The organism is Chryseobacterium sp. GQ58 (assembly GCF_059758895.1).
Genome location: NZ_JCAXEH010000001.1, coordinates 621,706 through 641,300, shown reverse-complemented (window position 1 = coordinate 641,300; position 19,595 = coordinate 621,706). Strand labels below are relative to the sequence as shown.

Genomic DNA, 19,595 nt, shown 5'->3' with positions numbered 1-19,595 from the left:
TTTTAAAATTTAATTACTACCAATGCTTTTTTAATCTCAGAGTATAAAATTTCTTTTTCCTCTTCCACATCTACTTTACCTTTTCCGACATCTTTCGGTTTGCGGTAACGCAGAATTAATGTAATCTTCTCTTCATCTATTTTAGCCAGCTCGCCTTCAATTTTTGAAGAATCTTCAAGCATCACTTCGATCTCTCTTCCCAGGTTTTTATTAAACTGTCTCGGAGTGACCAAAGGCTCACTAAGACCGGCAGACATCACCTGAAGGCTGAAATCATGCTCATCACGATCTGCATTGAATTCTATTGCTCGGCTTGCATCCAGACAATCCTGTAAAGTTACACCGTTATCACCATCTAAAATTACAGTGACATCATCTGCTGCAGAAATCTTTAAATCAATAAGAAATAAATCCTTTCTGGTCTCAAGGAAATCATTTAATAATGTTTCAATATTTTTTCTAAACTCCATATAATTATCATGATCTACCTGTACGAAAAAAGGCTTTCTTGCGAAGCCTTCTCATTTTTCCTGTAAATCTCTGGCAAATATATGACATTTTTATAAAATAAACAAATACACTTCATAATCAATAAAATAGATTTAACAGTTTAATAATATATGATTGGAGAAAAATAAGGATTTGTATATCTTTAATGAGTTATCATTCAATTAAAAAAAACGATGAAAGTATTTTTAGTATTTTTGTCAGGAATTATTAAAAACATACATTTTGAATATAACAATAGTAGGTACGGGTTATGTAGGTTTGGTCACAGGAACTACGCTTGCAGAACTTGGAAATTCGGTATACTGCGTTGATATTGATGAAAAAAAAGTTGAGGACATGAAAAACGGCATTGTGCCTATTTATGAGCCGAATCTTGAAGAGATGTTCCTTCGAAATATACAGGCTGAAAGATTATTTTTTACAACAAATCTGAAAGAAGCCTTAAACAAAAGTGAAGTAATTTATCTGGCATTACCTACTCCACCGGGCGAAGACGGTTCTGCAGATCTTTCTTACGTTTTGAAAGTAGCCAACGATATCGGCGAAATGATGACGGAATATAAAGTTGTCGTGAATAAAAGCACGGTTCCTGTAGGTACGGCAGATCGTGTGAGAGAAGTAATTGCTTCAAAAACCCAAATTTCTTTTGATGTAGTTTCCAATCCGGAATTTTTAAGAGAAGGTTTTGCCGTGGAAGATTCTATGAATCCGGCAAGAGTAGTTGTAGGATCGAGCTCTGAAAAGGCGAAAGACATTATGGCTCAGATTTACCAACCATTTACCAACACGGGAATTCCTATTATTTTTATGGATGAAAAGTCATCCGAACTTACAAAATATGCTTCAAACTCCTTTTTGGCCGTTAAGATCACTTTCATGAACGAAATTGCCAACTATTGCGAAAAAGTAGGCGCCGACGTAGACAAAGTGAGACTCGGAATGGGCAGTGACGACAGAATCGGTCATCGTTTTCTATTTCCCGGAATTGGATACGGCGGAAGCTGTTTCCCTAAAGACGTGAAAGCATTAATAAGATCAGGAAAAGAAGAAGATTTTAATTTCCAGATATTAGAAGCGACAGAAAATGTGAATGTTTCTCAAAAGGTAATTTTAGTTTCTGAAATTGAAAAATACTTCGACGGAAATATTGAAGGCAAAACAATTGCTGTTTGGGGATTAGCCTTTAAAGCCAATACAGACGACATCAGGGAAGCTTCTTCTTTAGACAATATAGATTTGCTTTTGAAAAAAGGCGCAAAAGTGGTTGCTTATGATATTGTAGCTGAAAATAACGTTAAAAAAATACTTGGCGACAAAATACAGTATGCAAAAAACATGTATGAAGCTTTAGAAAATGCCGACGCTTTGTTTATCGCAACTGAATGGCCGGAATTTAAAAATCCGAATTTTAAATTAATGGCTGAAAAAATGACCAATAAAGTGATTTTCGACGGAAGAAACATGTTTCCTTTGGAACTTCCCGAGCAGAATGGATTCTATTATAAAAGTATAGGAAGAAAAACAATATCAAATAAATAGATGAAAAATATTATCATTACGGGCGGAGCAGGTTTCATTGGTTCGCATGTTGTAAGAGAATTTGTAAAGAATAATCCGGATTCTACAATCATCAATCTTGATGCATTAACTTACGCAGGAAATCTTGAAAACCTAAAAGATATCGAAAACGAACCCAATTATGTTTTTGAAAAAGCAGATATCACAAAACCTGAAGAATTAAGGAAAGTTTTTGAAAAATATAATCCTGATGCTGTCATTCATTTAGCCGCAGAAAGCCATGTAGACCGAAGTATTACAGATCCGATGGCTTTTATCAATACAAATGTCAACGGAACGGCAAATCTTCTTAATTTATGTAAAGAATTCTGGACATTAAATCCTGATCATACACACGGAAGATTCCCAAATGAAAAGAGAATTAATCTTTTTTATCATGTATCAACGGATGAAGTTTACGGAAGCTTAGGCGAAACAGGTTTTTTTCTGGAAACAACTCCTTACGATCCGCAATCGCCTTATTCTGCATCCAAAGCAGCTTCAGACCATTTGGTAAGAGCTTACGGAAATACTTACGGGATGCCTTTTATTGTTTCAAACTGTTCAAATAATTACGGACCGAATCATTTTCCTGAAAAATTAATTCCGCTTTGTATTTCAAATATAATTAATGAAAAACCTTTACCAATCTACGGTGACGGAAAATATACAAGAGACTGGTTATTCGTAATCGATCATGCAAAAGCAATTCATCAGATTTTTAATGAAGCTAAAACCGGAGAAACTTACAACATCGGTGGTTTCAATGAATGGCAAAATATCGATCTTGTAAAAGAATTGATAAAGCAAATGGATGAAAAGCTTGGAAATCCAGCAGGCTATTCTGAAAAGTTAATAACTTACGTAAAAGACAGGCCGGGCCACGACAAGCGTTATGCTATTGACGCCAACAAATTAAATAAAGAATTGGGCTGGAAACCTTCTGTAACTTTCGAAGAAGGTTTAGGAAAAACAATCGACTGGTTTTTAGAAAATAAAGAATGGCTGGAAAATGTAACTTCCGGAGATTATCAAAAATATTACGACGGACAATACAATTAACACAAATCACCAAATTATATGAAAGGAATTATTTTAGCAGGCGGTTCGGGAACTAGATTGTACCCATTGACCATTGCCGTAAGTAAACAGCTGATGCCGGTATATGACAAACCAATGATCTATTATCCACTTTCGACATTGTTGTTGGCGGGAATTAAAGATATTTTAATCATTACCACGCCTCACGATCAGGCAGGATTTATTAAACTTTTGGGTGACGGATCTCAAATCGGGTGCAATATTGAGTATGTGGTACAGCCGAGTCCAGATGGTCTTGCGCAAGCGTTTATTTTAGGTGATAAATTTATTGGAAATGATCCTGCTGCTTTGGTTTTAGGGGATAATATTTTTTATGGATCCGAAATGGGAACCTTGCTGAAAAACAAGACCAATCCTGATGGCGGTGTTGTTTTCGCTTATCATGTTGCTGACCCGGAAAGGTATGGCGTTGTAGAATTTGATGATAATTTTAAAGCCAAATCCATCGAAGAAAAGCCCACAAATCCAAAATCAAATTATGCTGTTCCCGGATTGTATTTTTATGATAATGAAGTTGTGGAAATCGCTAAAAACATCAAGCCTTCACCAAGAGGCGAGCTGGAAATCACAGACGTAAACAACGTTTATTTAAGCAAAGGAAAGCTGGAAGTAGGCGTTCTGGACAGAGGAACTGCGTGGCTCGATACCGGAACTTTTGATTCCCTAAACGACGCATCTGAATTCGTAAGCGTTATCGAAAAAAGACAAGGATTCAAAATAGGCTGTATTGAAGAAATTGCCTTCAGAAATGGTTTTATCAATGCTGAAAAACTTTTGGAAACTGCTACAAAATACGGTAAAAGCGGATATGGCGAATATTTAAAAAAACTGATCAGCTAAATAAATGATTAATATATTTAAACTATTGACCCAAAAAGTCGATAGTTTTTTGTTTAAGAATGGCATTAAATCTTTCTGATACAAGTCACATTTAATCCTTTTGAAACAGCCAATCAATTAATTATTATAAATTTGTAAAAAATTCCCTTTTGAAAACCGTAGTATACACATCTGATAAAAAGACGCATTTTTTTCAAGAACTTAAAGCATTATATAAAGACATCAGATCGTCAAACTTTTTGGCTTATCAAATGGCTAAACGTGATCTGCAATCACAATACAGACAATCATTTTTGGGGTTTTTCTGGGCTTTTGCTCCGATCATTACCAATTCTTTGGTCTGGATTTTTCTAAACAGTTCCGGAACGGTGAATGTGAATGCAGAGAACACCATGCCTTATATTTTATTTGTAATAATAGGGACCACACTTTGGAGTATTTTTAATGAAACATTATTGATTCCTTTAACTTCAGTGAACAGCGCAAGAAGTATATTATCAAAAATTAATTTTCCGAAAGAAGCGCTCCTGATTTCAGGCCTTTACAAAATGTTTTTTAATCTCATTCTAAAGCTTGTTTTTATTATTGTGATCTTAATAATTTACAGAGTAAATCCCGGATATGAAATACTTTATTTTCCGCTGGCTTTATTTTCGATAATCATTTTCTCACTGACGCTTGGTTTACTTTTTACACCTATTGGGCTTATCTATACTGATATTAATAAAATCATTACAACCGGAGTTTCATTTTTAATGTATGTGACACCTGTGGTATATGCAGTTCCTAAGCAGGGATTATTCAGAAAGTTGTTTGAGCTTAACCCGCTTACATTTCTTTTTAACGATGCGCGAAACAGCCTTACAGGTTTAGCAAATGAACACTTCTTGTTTGCCGTCATACTTACGGGTGTGAGTTTCTTGGTCATGCTTATTGGCTTGGTAGTGTTTAGAAAATCTATGCCTATTATCATTGAAAAAATTGGTGGATAAAATGAAGAATGACAACGACATATTGGTTTCCGTACAGAATGTTTCGAAGAAGTTTTCTCTCGATCTTAAATCTTCACTGAAATATGGTGCTTTAGATATTATTAAAAGCACGTTCGGTGTCAAAATAAATAAAGAATTACGTCCAAAAGAATTTTGGGCTGTGCAGAATATAAGCTTTCAATTGAGAAGAGGCGAATGTATTGGCTTGGTCGGTCACAACGGTGCCGGAAAAAGCACCCTTCTTAAAGTGTTAAATGGTCTTTACACACCAGATAAAGGCCAAATTGTGATGAAAGGAAAAGTAGGCGCTCTTATCGAGTTGGGAGCAGGATTTAATCCAATTCTGACAGGGCGGGAAAATATTTATAATAACGCTTCCATATTAGGTTTTACGAAAAAAGAAGTTGCAGACAGAATAGATTCGATCATCGAGTTTTCCGAAATTGAAAAATTCATCGATATGCCTGTCCAAAACTATTCTTCCGGAATGAAAGTAAGACTCGGTTTTGCAATTGCCGCTCATTTGGAGCCTGATGTTCTTATTATCGATGAAGTGCTTGCGGTGGGAGATTTAGGTTTTATCCTTAAATGTTTCAGTAAAATTGATAAGCTTTTACCAAGTACCGCGGTTATTTTTGTTTCGCACAATATGCCAATGGTTTCAAGAATATGCAATGAAATCATTTTAATGGATCACGGTAAAGTTACTTATCAAGGTAAAGATGTTGGTAAAGGCATTGATTTGTATTATGATATGTTTAAAACAAATGAAGGAAATGAAGTAGTTTTTGATTCAGGCGAAATTAAATTGATAAACTCTAAAATTTTGAATGCCGAGAATAAAGACAATTCTTATGAAATTGAATGGAATTCAGATTTCAAAATTGAATTGGAAGTTGAAAACATAAGCCTGGAAAAAGCGCCTTACATCTCTTTCGCTGTATATGACAAAGAACAAAGAGGAATTGCTGAGATTTTTCCTGAAAACCAGGACTTAAATTATAATTTAAAACCTGGTGAAAAAAAGAATTTTATTTTTGAAATTAAAAATTTTATTTTTTCAAAAGGCTTGTATTCCATAACTGCAACTTTCAGCAAAACCCCAAAATCAGACATATTTTACAAGGAACATCGTGTTGTGAATCTGTCTATTTATGATACCGAACAGATTTGGACGCCGATATTAATTAATTCAAAATTACTTACACAATGATAAAAGACCTTATTGGAAACTTTGCAAAAAAAATGGGGTATAGAATTACGAAAAATTCTACTCAACAACCCATTACGCAAATAATAAAAGCTCTGGAAAGCAAAGAAGATTTACTTACAATATTTTATAATAATTTAAAATCTGCAAATTTTCCCCTTAAATTTGTTGTAGACATTGGTGCCAATACAGGAACATGGACGAGAGAATTGCTTAATAATTTTCCTGATGCGCAAGTTTTAATGATAGAACCACAAGAACGGCTTTCCACCGACTTTCAGGATCTTTTATTAAAGCCAAAGATTAATTATTTACCAGTTGGTGCCGGAAATAAAAATGATATCTTAAAATTTACCATTCACGACCGGGATGACAGCTGTTCTTTTATATATTCAGAAGAAGAGGCTGAAAAGATGGGGTATAAACAAATTGAAGTCCCGATAAAAACACTTAATTCTATTATAAAAGAAAATAATTACCCTTTTCCGGACATGATTAAGATCGATGCAGAAGGTTTGGATTTGGAAGTTATAGAAGGCGCCTCTGATTTTTATGACAAAACAGAAATTTTCTTGGTAGAGGCTTCAGTTTGTAATGGCACATACAAAAATACAGTTTCTGAAGTTGTAAGTCTCATGGACAAATGCGGCTTCCAGATGTACGAAATTACAGACTTAAACAGACCTTTTCCAAAATCTCCCGTGTTGTGGTTGATTGAGATTGCTTTTGTAAGAAAAAACGGCTTTTTATTGAATAACCTAAACATTTCAGTCTGATGATTCCTGTTACAAAACCATTCCTTCCTCCACAGGAAGAATATCAAAAATATTTAGACGGCATCTGGAAACGCTGTTGGCTTACCAATATGGGTCCTTTGGCCAGCCAGTTGGAGATGGAGCTTAAAGGACATCTTAAGGTTGACCATCTTCTCTTTGTCACCAATGGTACCGTTGCCATTCAAATGGCAATTAAGGCATTGGATCTGAAAGGTGAAATCATCACAACTCCTTTTTCTTTTGTAGCGACTACAAGCTGTATCGTGTGGGAAAACTGCACTCCTGTTTTCGTAGATATTGATAAAAATTCATTAAACATTGATGCAAATAAAATTGAAGCTTCTATCACCGATAAAACTTCAGCGATTTTAGCCACCCATGTTTACGGAAACCCATGTGATGTACAAAAAATTGAAGAAATTGCCGAAAAGCACAACCTAAAAGTTATTTATGATGGCGCTCATGCTTTCGGTGTACAAATAAACGGAAAATCAATATTTGAATATGGAGATATTTCAACATGCTCCCTTCACGCCACCAAGCTTTATCATTCTGGCGAAGGAGGTTTTGTGGTTACTAAAGATGCAAATCTCCTGAAAAAGTTGGCCTACATCCGGAACTTTGGTTTTGATGGTCCGGAAAATTTTGCGGAATTGGGTCTTAATGGAAAAAATTCAGAATTCCATGCAGCAATGGGGCTTACCAATTTAAAGTACATTGATGTCATTCATCAGAAAAGAAAATCACTTACAATTCGATATGATGAAAAGATTAAAACCCTAAAAGCAATACGTCCTGTCTGGAACAAAAATTCTGAAAATAACTTTGCCTATTATCCTATCATCTGTGAAAGTGAAGATTTTCTTATTAAATTAAAAACCGAATTAGACAAACAGGAGATATTTACCAGAAGATATTTTTATCCAAGCCTTGCAAATTCGCTCCCTTATGTAGAAAAACAATCTTTAGAGGTTACTGATAATATTGCTAAAAGAGTTTTGTGCCTTCCATTATATTATGATTTAACTTGTGAAGAAGTGGATTTGATTGCACGGGTAATGTTGAGAATTCAAAATAATTAGTATGAAAATAGCTATCATGCAGCCTTATTTCATGCCGTACATTGGATATTTTCAACTTATTCATGCGGTTGATAAATTTATTATATACGACGATGTAAATTTTATAAAACAAGGTTGGATTAATCGGAATAATATATTGCTTAACGGGAAAAACCATTTGTTTTCAATTCCTTTAAGTGACGCAGGCTCTTTTAAAAAAATTAATGAAATTGAAATTAATGAAAAGCTTTTCCCAAAATGGAAAGAAAAGTTTTTTAAAACGCTCGAAGTTGCTTATAAAAAAGCACCTTATTATATCGAAATCAGTTCTATGATTTCAAATTTGCTTGATAATAAATCTGTTAAAATCATAGATTTAATTTATCAAAGTCTATTTGAAGTGTGCAATTACATTGGAATCACTACACAGATAGAAAGAACATCTATTATATATCAAAATGAAGAGCTATCAAAAGAAGAAAGGTTAATTGATATTTGTAAAAAAGAAAATGCAGATGTATATATCAACCCACTTGGCGGCCAGGAATTATATAAAAAAGAATATTTTGAAAAAAATAATATTTCATTATTTTTCATACAATCAAATAATATAGAATATCAACAGTTTAAAGACAACTTTGTACCTTGGTTATCAATTGTTGACGTTCTGATGTTCTGTTCTCCTGAAAAAATTCACGGAATATTGAACCAATATAAGTTAATATAATGAAGAAAAACCCGATAGGAGGATATTTTGAATTGGAACTTCCAAATAATAAACATGATATGTTTGAGAATTACATTGGATTGAATTCTGGAAGAAATTGTTTAGAATATATTCTTCGGGCAAAAAAATGTACGAAGATTTATATATCCTATTATTCATGCGATGTTCTTTTGGAACCTTTAAAAAAATTAAATATCCCGTATGAATTTTATGATTTAGATTTTAATTTAGAACCTTTGTTTGATTATTCGGATATAAAAGAATCAGATGCTTTTTTATATACAAACTATTTTGGTGTGAAAGAAGTTTTCATTAAAAATCTTTTATTAAAAATCCCTGAAAATTTAATAATTGATAATGCGCAAGCTCTATTTGCTAAACCTTTGGATGGAATCCCAACATTTTATTCTCCCCGAAAGTTTGTAGGTGTACCGGATGGAGGATTTGTTAAAACTAATAAGCAACTTGATATGACTCTTGAAAAAGATCAAAGTTTCGATAGAATGAGTCATTTATTAAAAAGGATTGACTTATCTGCTGAATTAGGATATGCTGATTTTTGCATCAATGATAAATCTCTAGAAAATCAAGCCATTAAGGAAATATCAAATCTTACAAGCAGAATCATTTCTAGCATTGATTTTAAATTTGTTGCAACCAGAAGAAAAGAAAACTTTGCTTTTTTACATAAAAATTTAGCAGAAAAAAACCTCCTGAATATTTCTGTACACGAAGAAAGTGTTCCCATGATATATCCTTTTAGAACTCGTGATCCACATCTTAAAGACAAGCTTATTAATGAGAAAATTTATTGTGCATCATACTGGCCAAATGTTTTTACATGGTGTAGTGAAGAGAAAAATTCTTATACTTTAGCAAAAGAAATTATTGCATTACCAATAGATCAGCGATATTCTATTGAGGATATGAAAAAAATTCTAGAATATGTATAACATTTTAATAAGGCCTTTGGCAATAGAAGATGCCTTCACGTCATATCAATGGAGAAATGACCCGGAAGTTTGGAAATATACAGGTTCAAAACCCAATGTCAAAATCACTAAAGAAATTGAATCTGAATGGATTGAGAAGGCTCTTAAAAACGAGACGAGTAAACGGTTTGCCATTTTGTGTGATGATGAATATATTGGCAATATACAACTTACCAATATTGCTGATGATATGGCAGAATTTCATATTTTTATTGGCAATAAAGCATTTTGGGGGAAAAGAATTTCTCAGTTGGCCACTTATCAAATTTTGTATTACGCAAAAGAAGTTCTAAAGCTATCAGAAGTCTATTTATACGTAAAACCTGAAAACATAAGTGCTATAAAATCTTATGAAAATAATAACTTTAAAATTATTGATGAAAGCCAAGAGAATATAAAAATGTCTTTAAAGCTCTCTTGCCTTGAGAATACAACCGTCAGTATATTTGTCATGGTGTACAATCATGCCCCTTTTTTAAAAGAGTGTATTGATGGCTTATTAATGCAAAAAACAGATTTCAATTATGACATTATTATAGGTGAGGATTATTCTACAGATGATTCAAGAGAAATTTTACTTGATTATCAGAAAAAGTTTCCGGGAAAATTTAAATTGCTTTTACACAAAAAAAATATTGGTGCTGTCAATAATCAAAAAATAACATTTGAAAATTGTAAAGGAAAATATATTGCAATGTGCGAAGGTGACGATTACTGGACTGATCCTCAGAAACTTCAAAAACAGGTAGGCTTTTTGGAGAAAAACACAGAATTTACTTTATCCTTTCATAAAATTAAACCAATTGGTGTTAATATCACAGAAACATCTGCTTTTATAAATCCAGACGAGGAAAGAGAATATACCATTATTGATTTGGCAAAAGGGAATTTTATACACACCCCGTCAGTATTATTTAGGAATTTAAATATCACATTGCCTCAATGGTTCGAATATAGTCCTATTGGAGATTATCCTTTATATATGATACTTGCCCAATACGGAAAAATTAAATACTTCCCTGAGAAAATGGCACATTACAGAATAGGAAACGGGGTCTGGAGTGCAAAAAGTAATATATTTCAAATTTTAAACACTATGTTTTGCTTAAAGTTTTTAATTATTTATTTTAAAGATAATACCAAAGTTTTTGATTTACTAACAAATCAATATAATAATTATTTCAATATTTTATCTTCTCCAATCAATGAAAATGAAGTTTTAGCATCAAAATTAAAGGATTATAAATATATTGAGAAAATTACCAATCTTAAAAGTGTATTAAAAGTTCTTAAAATAAAAATAATAAATAAGATTCTAAATAAATGAATGAACAAAATAAAATATTAGTAATTTCTCACGAAGCATCTCTGTCCGGGGCTCCCGTGTTGCTATTAAGTGTGCTAAAAAAACTTAAAAAGGAAAAAAACTATACTATTGACATTCTTTTGCTTAGAGGCGGGCAACTTTATGAAGATTTTGCCAAAATATCAAACAATAAAATTATTGTAGTAAGCTATTACAATCAGTCTTTTCCCTTTGTAGTCAGAAATTTTAAAAAGCTGCAATCTGCATTTTTTCCAAAACCTGAAAACAAAGAAGAGCAGGTAAAAAAAATAACAACAAGACTTTTCGCCAACAATTACGAATTGGTGTATGGAAATTCTGCTGAGACTTTAAGATGGACAATCCCTTTTTATAAAAAAAACATTCCAACCATTGTGGCTATTCACGAACTTACATATGGCTTGGAAAGTAGTTACCCTAAAGATTTTATTTTAAAAAACTTCTCAAAAGTTTCAACAATCATGGCCGGCTCCAATGCTGTAGCTGAAAATCTGATTACCAAATATAATGTAGATCCTAAAAAGATAAAAGTAATCCATTCATTTGTTGATGAAAAAATTGATCTTAAGAAAGATAAAACAACACTAAAAAAGGAGCTGAATATTTTTGATCAAGAAATGATAATCGGTATTGCAAGTTCGCAGGAACTACGCAAAGGAACAGACTTGGTTCCTATTTTAGTGAAAAAAATTACAGATAAAACAGACATCAAATTCAAGTTTATCAATCTTGGCGGATCTTCCGATAGCGGGCCGGTAAAATGCTCAAAGCTTGATGCAGAAAAACTTGATGTACTTGATAAAATAGTATATGTAGATCACAATAAAACACCCAACGATTATATAAATATTTTTGATATTTTCCTTTTATTATCAAGAGAAGATCCTTTTCCGTTGGTCATGCTTACTGCAGCAAAGCTTAAAAAACCTATTGTCGCTTTTGAGCAAAGCGGTGGAGCCGTTGAGTTTTTGCAAAATGGTGACGGTGTGCTTGTTCCTTATCTTGATTTGGATCAAATGGCAAATGAAGTGATAAAACTTTTACAAGATCAAAAGCTAAGAGAAGATTACGGAAATAAAATTCAGAATAAATTGGAAAAAGAATATTCTGAAAACAGACTTACTTCAGATATTTTTCAAACCATCGAAGATTTGCTTTAGGACATAAACAATCATGATTCACAACAGAAATTATAAATCTATTATCATCTTTGTATGTTCCTTTATAAAATCTTAATTTTACAAATCATATTTATAAAATATGCTAAAAAGTAAATACAAATGATTATAGGAAGTGGGCTTGTTGCCAAGTCATTACAAAAAATCGATTCGGAGAATATGTTATTCTTTGCATCTGGTGTTTCAAACTCTCTTGAAACAAGAAGCTCTGAATTTGAAAGAGAATTTGTTCTTCTGCAAAATGTATTGGCGAATAATCAGGCGGGAAAATTGATATATTTTTCTACGCTAAGTATAAATGACCGTTCCAAATTAAATAGTCATTATATTTTACATAAATTAAAGATAGAAAATTATATACAAAACAATTGTACTGATTACCTCATCTTAAGAGTTGGAAATATTGTCGGCCAAGGGGGCAACCCAAATACTCTTTTTAATTTTCTTAAAGTTAAAATTATCCATAATGATCCATTTGTACTTCATGTAAATGCAAGACGTCTATTTACAGACATTAATGATATTTCAGGATATTTGAAAAACAATTCTGAAAATGTAAAAAATAAAATTAAAAATTTTGCTTATCCTTATCATTATGGCATCAAAGAGGTAATAGATGTTATTCAGGAAAAAATTGGAAAAAACGCTGTATATGAAGAAGTTGATGAAGGGGATTATTATAAAATAATTTTTGAAAAAGACATAGAAAATTATTTCAGTAATATGAATCCAAAAGAATACTTACAAACTCTGGTCAATAAATATCTTTAGGAATGCTTTCTATCATTATTTCATCATATCAGAAAAAATACTATAACCAACTTGTCGAAAACATTGGTAAGACTATAGGTGATGGTTTTATATATGAAATTTTACAGATTTGGAATCCTAACTTGATGAGCATTACACAGGCTTACAATATGAGCGCACAAAAAGCCCGATATGATTTTTTTTTATTTTTACACGAGGATGTTATATTTTATACAAGAAATTGGGGCGAAAAGCTCATTAAACACTTATCTATACTAAATACGGGAGTAATAGGAATTGCAGGCTCTAATTACGTTCCCAAAGCACCCAGCGGCTGGTTTTTGGGGGATAATAAAAGTGCATTTATTTATATTATGGGTACACCTAAAGCTGAAAGTAAAGAGATACGTTTGAAAAACTCCTGTCCAGACAATAGAAATCCCGTCTATGGTGTTGATGGTGTTTTCTTGGCTGTTAACAAAAAGACATTCCTTGAGTTTCAGTTTAATGAAGACCTTAAAGGCTTTCATAGCTATGATACAGACTTTAGCCTTAGAATCGCGAGAAAATATATTAATTATGTCATTAATGACATACTAATCGAACACTTTTCTTTCGGTAAACCAGATATTAAATGGCTTGATAATAATATAAAAGTACGGAAAAGTATCAAAAATAATTTTCCCCAAAAGAATAATTCAGCCATTGAGAAAGAGGTTTATATCAGCTTTGTGAACAACTATTTTAAATATTATCCTGTTAATTTGAAAGGAATTAAAAATATATTATATTTTTATCCATTATTCAGATTCAGGCTTAAGGATCATGTCATTGTTTTGAAAAAAATACTTCAATACATAATATACAGAAAACAATTCAACCTAAAACGACAATCATCTAATATACAGATCTATGAAAATTAATATTGCTTATCTGGTATCTTATGATTATTCGTACATTTTCACTTCACTGAAGACTGTATATAATCATGCCGATCAGATTGTTTTATCAATAGATAAAGAAAGAAAAACATGGAGCGGAAACAGCTTTGAAATTCCCGACAGCTTTTTTGAAGAGATAAAAAAAATAGATTCCCGTAATATTATTGAAATTTATGAAGACAGTTTCTACATTAAAGATCTGTCTAATATAGATTGTGATACAAGACAACGGAATCTTACTTTGAAAAGACTAAAATCAGGCTGGAAAATTCAATTGGATGTAGATGAATATGCATACGATTTTCAAGTTCTGAAAGATTATCTGAAAAAATATAATTTTCTAACAGCTTTCCCTAAACTTACTCCTATTGCTATTCGAGGTGTTTTAACAACTCTTTATAAAATAGACGGCAACCATTATTTTTACATTGATAATGAAGAGCCTTTTTCGTTTATCTCAAATCAAAGACATTGTGTAAAGGTTAGAATGAACAATCTTATCCCCAATTTTTTCTGTAAATACAAACTTATCCATCAGTCTTGGGCGAGAGAACCCGAAGAGATACAAAAGAAACTCCATAATTGGGGGCATAAAGATGATTTTGACACTAATAAATATTTTATATATTGGAATAATCTAACTGCAGAAAACTATAAAGAATACAAAAATTTTCATCCTATACACCCACATCAGTGGGAAAAACTTGAATGTATTGAGGCAAATGACATTGATGATTTCATTAAGAAATATACTGCTACACATCGTCAAAAAGTAGAATACTTTGCCATAAATGATTATTTTAATTTGTTAAGGCGTACTGTAGGAATTAAAAATAAGACAAAAAAACTCATTGGATTAAAATAACACTCAAAATGCCAAACATTTACACCATTATCATCACTTATAATGCCATGAAATGGGCAGAAAAATGTTTTAAAAGTATCAGAAATTCTTCGGTTCCTTTGCAGGTTATTGTGATTGATAATGGCTCCGAAGACGGAACTCAGGAATATATAAAGAAAAATTTTCCGGAAATAGAATTTATTCAGTCAGAAAAAAATTTAGGATTTGGTAAAGCAAACAATATTGGCATTGAAAAAGCGTATAAAGCAGGTGCTGATTTCTTTTATCTGATGAATCAGGATGCGTGGCTTTACGAAAACAGTATTGAAAAATTACTCGAAGTTTACAATCAACATCCTAATAAAAGTGAAATTGGAATTATAAGTCCGATGCATTTGGACGGCTCAGAAAAACACCTGGATATTTTCCTTGATAAGTATATTGCAACCAACTTTGAAAAGACAAGATTAATTTCCGATCTTTATTTTCAAAGCCTGAAATCTTATTATGAAATCAGTTTTATAAACGCCGCACATTGGTTTATTCCTAAAAATACCATTGAAAAAATTGGTGGTTTCAATCCTTATTTCTTTCATTATGGCGAAGATGTTGAATATGCAAACCGCATAAAATTTCATCACAAAAAAATATTGTTGGCTCCACACAGTAAAGTTGTGCACGACGGAAAACAAAACTTAAGCAAAGTAGATTATAACCTATACGAAGATCTCGCTGTAGAAACCAATATTATCAATCCCAACCTTCCGAATGCTTTACAGCTCGAAAAAAAGTCTTTAAGGCAAAGCATTATTAAAAACATGCTTACAGGAAATATAACCAAATACAAAAAACTGCTTGAGAAATATCGGAAAATTTCAAAAGAAGAAAAAAAACTGACAGAAATTGCAAATAAGGTAAAACAAGTTGGCCCAACATTTCTTAATGTGTAAATTTGTTAAAGCATAAAACATGTTAGTAAATTCTCATAAAATATTTCTTTTATGAAAACACTTTCATAATAAATAAAAACAGAATGTGTGGAATTGCAGGAATAATCACTCCAAATGCCCGAAATTATCAGCAGGAAATAGCAAAAATGACCAATGCCATTGCGCATCGTGGTCCAGATTCTGCACATTTTGAATTTTACGAAAATGCAGCTCTTGGCCATCGCAGGCTTTCTATTATAGATTTGTCTGAAAATGGCAAACAGCCCATGTTTTCCGCTACAAAAAAAGAATGCATCGTTTTGAATGGTGAAATTTATGGCTACCAAACAATCAGAAACCAATATTCAGATTATCCGTATCACGGAAGTTCGGATACTGAAGTTATTCTTGCAATGTACCAAAAAAAGCAGGAAAAACTGATTGATGATCTTCCCGGAATGTTTGCTTTTGCCGTTTGGGATGATGAGAAACAGCAATTGTTTTGCGCAAGAGATAGGTTCGGAGAAAAGCCATTTTTTTATGCAATCGGGAAAAATAATGAGTTTATTTTTGCTTCAGAAATCAAAGCCATTTTAGCAAGCGGATTAATCGAGCCTAAAGTAAATCAGGAAGCGCTTTCGCACTATTTACAATACGGATATGTGAGCACGTACCAAAGTATCTATTCCAACATTTTTACTTTGCCACCGGCTCACCAATTGATCTGGAAAAATGGAAAAGCATCTGTTTCACGTTATTACAATTTACCCACAAAAGACAAATCGATCAGTTTATCTGAAGCAAAAGAAGAGTTTGTTTATCTTTTAAAAAACGCTGTTAAAAAACAGCTTATTGCTGATGTAGAAGTTGGAAGCTTCTTAAGCGGCGGTCTAGATTCTTCTTCTATTGTTGCTTTAGTTCATGAGTTTTTACCTCATCAGACCACGATAAGCTTTGGCTATGACCACGAAGACAGCGAACTAAAATACGCAAAAGAAATTGCTCAGAAATATGAAACCAAACATATCGAAATTCATGAAAAAAAGAAGGATATTGCAGAATCACTTTTAAAAGTAACTCCTTTCTTTGACGAACCATTTGCTGACCGATCATTCCTTCCACATTACGAAATTTGTAAGGCAGCAAAACAAAATCTCACTGTTGTTTTATCAGGCGACGCCGGAGACGAATTGTTTGGAGGATATAATTTTTACAAGGTAGAAAATGAGCTAAAAAACCACTTTAGTTATCAAAATATTATTGCAAAATTTGGTTTAAAACTTTATCAGAATTTAAGACAAACTTCTTTTATTTCTCAAAAAAATATTGAGTATCAAAATATTTTAGACTTTCATCAAAATTTTGTTCGAAATTCTTTTACAAAAGAAGAAAGAAATGCGTTGGGAATTAAAACCGATTTCGTGCAACCATACAGTTTTCAGGCCGATTCAAGTTCTATAAACGATATAATGAGAATTGATTTGGAAAAATATGTTCCTGGAAATATGATGGTGAAATCCGACAGAATGGCAATGGCGAATTCTCTTGAAGTAAGAACTCCGTTTTTAGATATAGATTTTGCTGAATTTTGCATTCAGGTTCCTGAACAATTAAAATTGAATAATGAAAACGATAAAATTATTCTTCGGGAATCTATGAATTCTTACTGGACTGAAAGTATCAGAAACAGAAAAAAGCAAGGCTTTGGTATGCACGTAGAAAATTGGTTTGAAGAAGAAAGTTTAATCAACCTCTCCAATGAACTTTTAAAGAACCGAAGCCAAAAAGTTTTTGAATATATAGATTTTAACGCTGCCCAAAAATTTTTAGATAAAGGCCAAAAACATTGGAATCTCCTGCAATTGGCACTTTGGGCGCATAATAATGAATCGATAATATGAATTTAGAAATTTCAGTTATTATTCCTGTTTACAATGCGGCTTTATTTCTCAGGAAAGCGGTCAACTCTGCTTTACAGTTTGATGAGGTGAAAGAAATTGTTTTGGTGGAAGATCAATCAACCGACGATTCATTGGAAATTTGTGAAAAACTGGCTTTTGAAAACTCTAAAATCAAATTATATCAGCATTCTGACAAAGGCAATCATGGCGCAGGAGCTACAAGAAATTTAGGAATTGAAAAATCTCAACATGAATTTATTTCTTTTTTAGACGCTGATGATTATTATCTTTCCAACCGTTTTGATGCAGAAAAAGAAATTTTTAAAAACTCTAAAATAGAAGGTGTTTTCGGAGCAATTGGTGTAGAATATTTAACCGAAAAAGGGAAAGAAGAATTTCAGAAGAAGTTTAAAAATACTTCACTTACAACGGTGAATTTTCCGGCTGAAGGAGAAGATGTTTTTAAAGGACTTTTAGGACTTTCTACTAAAGTTTTCGGCACTTTTTTTCATTTGAATGCTCTTACCGTAAGAAAATCGGCAATTGTGAAAAATAATCTAAAGTTTAATGAAAATCTTCGCGTACATCAGGATTCAGATTTTATCATAAAATTAGCTTTTCATTGCTATTTAAAATCCGGAATTATTGATAAAGCCGTCGCCATAAGAGGAGTTCATAATGACAACAGAATCACAAAAATTGTAAGATATTCTACGCAATATAATCGGAGACAGCTTTTGTTGTGGGAATCTTTATATAGTTGGTCAAAAATCCAAAATACGTCTCCGGAAGTAAAAAAAAGAATTTATTTACAGTATAAATCTTTTGATTTATCATTAAAAAATGGATTTAAAAAATATTCTGACATCATTTTAGAAGTTTTAAAAAATCCTGAAATATTAAAAACACAATATCGTTTCACTATTTTCAACAGCAATGAAGCTTAATAATCTGCAAATTTTAAGAGGAATTTCAGCCCTTTTGGTTTGCTGTTTTCATTTGCGGGAAAATCTAATTATTGATGATATCCCGATAGGAGAACTTTTATTTGGAGAAGGGAGTATTGGCGTTCCGATTTTTTTTGTGATAAGCGGCTTTATAATGGTTTTTACCACAAAAAGAATAAATTTTAATAAAAGCACCAAAAAAGAGATTGTTTCTTTTTTCAAAAAAAGAATTATACGAATTGTTCCGCTTTATTATCTTTTAACTTTCGCTTGGATCATTTTGGGAGGCAGTATTCTTTTTTACACTGAAGGGATTGCTTTGAAAAGACTTATTCATTCTCTACTTTTTTTACCACAAAAAGACAGTTTTCCTGTACTTTATCTGGGATGGTCGCTTAATTTTGAAATGTTTTTTTACTTGATATTTGGTCTTTCTTTTCTATTTAAATCAAATCGATATTTATTTATTATCAGCTTTTTTGTTTTGAGTTATATTTTGGGACTAAGTTTCAATTTTGAGAGTGCTTATCTTAAAATGATGACAAGCCATCTCAACCTTTATTTCATAGTGGGAATTGTATTTGGTCTTTATCTGGAGAAATTTTCTATTTCAAAAAAAGCAGGAATACTGATCTGTATCGTTGGAATATCTTTGTTTTCATTGCTCATCTTCAACATTATTCAAGTCACAAATGAGCTAATTTCATTACTTATTGTTTCATTGTTTGTGTTATCATTTTTATGCTTAGATTATACATTTAATATTAAAGGCAACCGTTTTCTTATTTTTTTGGGAGACATATCTTATTCACTATACTTATCACATTCTTTCGTAGAAGTCTACTTTAAAAAATTTAGTCCCGAAAATTATCTTAACATCCCTTATTTTATATTTAAAATCATTGTTATCATTATTTTGTCCGCTTTTTTATATTACATAATAGAAAAAAAGATGACACAATATTTAAAATTAAAGCTAAAGGTCTAACTTTAT

19 protein-coding genes are annotated in these 19,595 nt (G+C 32.1%); 18 read left to right on the top strand and 1 reads right to left on the bottom strand.

Going from position 1 to position 19,595, the window contains the following annotated elements:
- Nucleotides 1-2 precede the first annotated feature (2 nt).
- Nucleotides 3-470 carry a ribosome assembly cofactor RimP gene (rimP, locus tag AC6CHK_RS03010; RefSeq protein ID WP_498093423.1) on the bottom strand — a complete coding sequence of 156 codons (468 nt, stop codon included), beginning with the start codon at nt 468-470 and terminating at the stop codon, nt 3-5.
- A 262-nt stretch (nt 471-732) separates the two neighbouring features.
- On the opposite strand from rimP, the gene AC6CHK_RS03005 reads away from it, so the two are divergent.
- From AC6CHK_RS03005 to AC6CHK_RS02920, 18 genes are all read left to right on the top strand, one after another.
- Nucleotides 733-2,049 carry a UDP-glucose dehydrogenase family protein gene (locus AC6CHK_RS03005; RefSeq protein ID WP_498093421.1) on the top strand — a complete coding sequence of 439 codons (1,317 nt, stop codon included), beginning with the start codon at nt 733-735 and terminating at the stop codon, nt 2,047-2,049.
- A complete protein-coding gene (rfbB, locus tag AC6CHK_RS03000) occupies nt 2,050-3,129 on the top strand; it encodes a dTDP-glucose 4,6-dehydratase (protein WP_498093419.1) in 1,080 nt (359 codons plus the stop codon).
- Between the two features lie 18 nt (nt 3,130-3,147).
- On the top strand, nt 3,148-4,008 hold the full coding sequence (gene rfbA / locus AC6CHK_RS02995; protein WP_498093417.1) for a glucose-1-phosphate thymidylyltransferase RfbA: 861 nt from the start codon (nt 3,148-3,150) through the stop codon (nt 4,006-4,008).
- A gap of 149 nt (nt 4,009-4,157) precedes the next feature.
- Nucleotides 4,158-5,000, top strand: a complete 843-nt coding sequence (locus AC6CHK_RS02990) for an ABC transporter permease (protein ID WP_498093415.1) — start codon at nt 4,158-4,160, stop codon at nt 4,998-5,000.
- A 1-nt stretch (nt 5,001) separates the two neighbouring features.
- Nucleotides 5,002-6,213, top strand: a complete 1,212-nt coding sequence (locus AC6CHK_RS02985; RefSeq protein WP_498093413.1) for an ABC transporter ATP-binding protein — start codon at nt 5,002-5,004, stop codon at nt 6,211-6,213.
- Nucleotides 6,210-6,986 carry an FkbM family methyltransferase gene (locus AC6CHK_RS02980; RefSeq protein WP_498093411.1) on the top strand — a complete coding sequence of 259 codons (777 nt, stop codon included), beginning with the start codon at nt 6,210-6,212 and terminating at the stop codon, nt 6,984-6,986. Before AC6CHK_RS02985 ends, AC6CHK_RS02980 begins: the two co-directional genes overlap by 4 nt.
- On the top strand, nt 6,986-8,068 hold the full coding sequence (locus AC6CHK_RS02975; RefSeq protein ID WP_498093409.1) for a DegT/DnrJ/EryC1/StrS family aminotransferase: 1,083 nt from the start codon (nt 6,986-6,988) through the stop codon (nt 8,066-8,068). Before AC6CHK_RS02980 ends, AC6CHK_RS02975 begins: the two co-directional genes overlap by 1 nt.
- A gap of 1 nt (nt 8,069) precedes the next feature.
- Complete coding sequence (locus tag AC6CHK_RS02970; RefSeq protein ID WP_498093407.1) at nt 8,070-8,774, top strand: WbqC family protein; 705 nt, start codon at nt 8,070-8,072, stop codon at nt 8,772-8,774.
- A complete protein-coding gene (locus AC6CHK_RS02965; RefSeq protein ID WP_498093405.1) occupies nt 8,774-9,727 on the top strand; it encodes a hypothetical protein in 954 nt (317 codons plus the stop codon). Before AC6CHK_RS02970 ends, AC6CHK_RS02965 begins: the two co-directional genes overlap by 1 nt.
- On the top strand, nt 9,720-11,093 hold the full coding sequence (locus AC6CHK_RS02960) for a GNAT family N-acetyltransferase (protein ID WP_498093404.1): 1,374 nt from the start codon (nt 9,720-9,722) through the stop codon (nt 11,091-11,093). The genes AC6CHK_RS02965 and AC6CHK_RS02960 overlap by 8 nt, the downstream gene beginning before the upstream one ends.
- A complete protein-coding gene (locus tag AC6CHK_RS02955; RefSeq protein WP_498093403.1) occupies nt 11,090-12,271 on the top strand; it encodes a glycosyltransferase family 4 protein in 1,182 nt (393 codons plus the stop codon). Before AC6CHK_RS02960 ends, AC6CHK_RS02955 begins: the two co-directional genes overlap by 4 nt.
- Before the next feature lie 120 nt (nt 12,272-12,391).
- A complete protein-coding gene (locus AC6CHK_RS02950) occupies nt 12,392-13,060 on the top strand; it encodes a Rossmann-fold NAD(P)-binding domain-containing protein (protein WP_498093401.1) in 669 nt (222 codons plus the stop codon).
- A 2-nt stretch (nt 13,061-13,062) separates the two neighbouring features.
- Nucleotides 13,063-13,962: a glycosyltransferase gene (locus AC6CHK_RS02945; protein ID WP_498093399.1), complete on the top strand. Its 900-nt coding sequence runs from the start codon at nt 13,063-13,065 to the stop codon at nt 13,960-13,962.
- A complete protein-coding gene (locus tag AC6CHK_RS02940) occupies nt 13,952-14,845 on the top strand; it encodes a hypothetical protein (RefSeq protein ID WP_498093397.1) in 894 nt (297 codons plus the stop codon). Before AC6CHK_RS02945 ends, AC6CHK_RS02940 begins: the two co-directional genes overlap by 11 nt.
- Before the next feature lie 8 nt (nt 14,846-14,853).
- Nucleotides 14,854-15,774, top strand: a complete 921-nt coding sequence (locus tag AC6CHK_RS02935; protein WP_498093395.1) for a glycosyltransferase family 2 protein — start codon at nt 14,854-14,856, stop codon at nt 15,772-15,774.
- Between the two features lie 83 nt (nt 15,775-15,857).
- Nucleotides 15,858-17,654 carry an asparagine synthase (glutamine-hydrolyzing) gene (gene asnB, locus AC6CHK_RS02930; RefSeq protein ID WP_498093393.1) on the top strand — a complete coding sequence of 599 codons (1,797 nt, stop codon included), beginning with the start codon at nt 15,858-15,860 and terminating at the stop codon, nt 17,652-17,654.
- The gene (locus AC6CHK_RS02925) at nt 17,651-18,601 is read left to right on the top strand and encodes a glycosyltransferase family 2 protein (protein WP_498093392.1); all 951 of its coding nucleotides are present in this window, start codon (nt 17,651-17,653) and stop codon (nt 18,599-18,601) included. Before asnB ends, AC6CHK_RS02925 begins: the two co-directional genes overlap by 4 nt.
- Nucleotides 18,591-19,589: an acyltransferase family protein gene (locus AC6CHK_RS02920; RefSeq protein WP_498093390.1), complete on the top strand. Its 999-nt coding sequence runs from the start codon at nt 18,591-18,593 to the stop codon at nt 19,587-19,589. The genes AC6CHK_RS02925 and AC6CHK_RS02920 overlap by 11 nt, the downstream gene beginning before the upstream one ends.
- The last annotated feature ends 6 nt before the right edge of the window (nt 19,590-19,595 follow it).

Excerpts from the sequence above, each read along its gene's own strand:
- rimP (WP_498093423.1), bottom strand. The coding sequence starts at position 470 with ATGGAGTTTAGAAAAAATATTGAAACATTATTAAATGATTTCCTTGAG.
- rfbB (WP_498093419.1), top strand. The coding sequence starts at position 2,050 with ATGAAAAATATTATCATTACGGGCGGAGCAGGTTTCATTGGTTCGCAT.
- rfbA (WP_498093417.1), top strand. The coding sequence starts at position 3,148 with ATGAAAGGAATTATTTTAGCAGGCGGTTCGGGAACTAGATTGTACCCA.
- AC6CHK_RS02985 (WP_498093413.1), top strand. The coding sequence starts at position 5,002 with ATGAAGAATGACAACGACATATTGGTTTCCGTACAGAATGTTTCGAAG.
- AC6CHK_RS02980 (WP_498093411.1), top strand. The coding sequence starts at position 6,210 with ATGATAAAAGACCTTATTGGAAACTTTGCAAAAAAAATGGGGTATAGA.
- AC6CHK_RS02975 (WP_498093409.1), top strand. The coding sequence starts at position 6,986 with ATGATTCCTGTTACAAAACCATTCCTTCCTCCACAGGAAGAATATCAA.
- AC6CHK_RS02970 (WP_498093407.1), top strand. The coding sequence starts at position 8,070 with ATGAAAATAGCTATCATGCAGCCTTATTTCATGCCGTACATTGGATAT.
- AC6CHK_RS02965 (WP_498093405.1), top strand. The coding sequence starts at position 8,774 with ATGAAGAAAAACCCGATAGGAGGATATTTTGAATTGGAACTTCCAAAT.
- AC6CHK_RS02960 (WP_498093404.1), top strand. The coding sequence starts at position 9,720 with ATGTATAACATTTTAATAAGGCCTTTGGCAATAGAAGATGCCTTCACG.
- AC6CHK_RS02955 (WP_498093403.1), top strand. The coding sequence starts at position 11,090 with ATGAATGAACAAAATAAAATATTAGTAATTTCTCACGAAGCATCTCTG.
- AC6CHK_RS02950 (WP_498093401.1), top strand. The coding sequence starts at position 12,392 with ATGATTATAGGAAGTGGGCTTGTTGCCAAGTCATTACAAAAAATCGAT.
- AC6CHK_RS02945 (WP_498093399.1), top strand. The coding sequence starts at position 13,063 with ATGCTTTCTATCATTATTTCATCATATCAGAAAAAATACTATAACCAA.
- AC6CHK_RS02940 (WP_498093397.1), top strand. The coding sequence starts at position 13,952 with ATGAAAATTAATATTGCTTATCTGGTATCTTATGATTATTCGTACATT.
- AC6CHK_RS02935 (WP_498093395.1), top strand. The coding sequence starts at position 14,854 with ATGCCAAACATTTACACCATTATCATCACTTATAATGCCATGAAATGG.
- asnB (WP_498093393.1), top strand. The coding sequence starts at position 15,858 with ATGTGTGGAATTGCAGGAATAATCACTCCAAATGCCCGAAATTATCAG.
- AC6CHK_RS02925 (WP_498093392.1), top strand. The coding sequence starts at position 17,651 with ATGAATTTAGAAATTTCAGTTATTATTCCTGTTTACAATGCGGCTTTA.
- AC6CHK_RS02920 (WP_498093390.1), top strand. The coding sequence starts at position 18,591 with ATGAAGCTTAATAATCTGCAAATTTTAAGAGGAATTTCAGCCCTTTTG.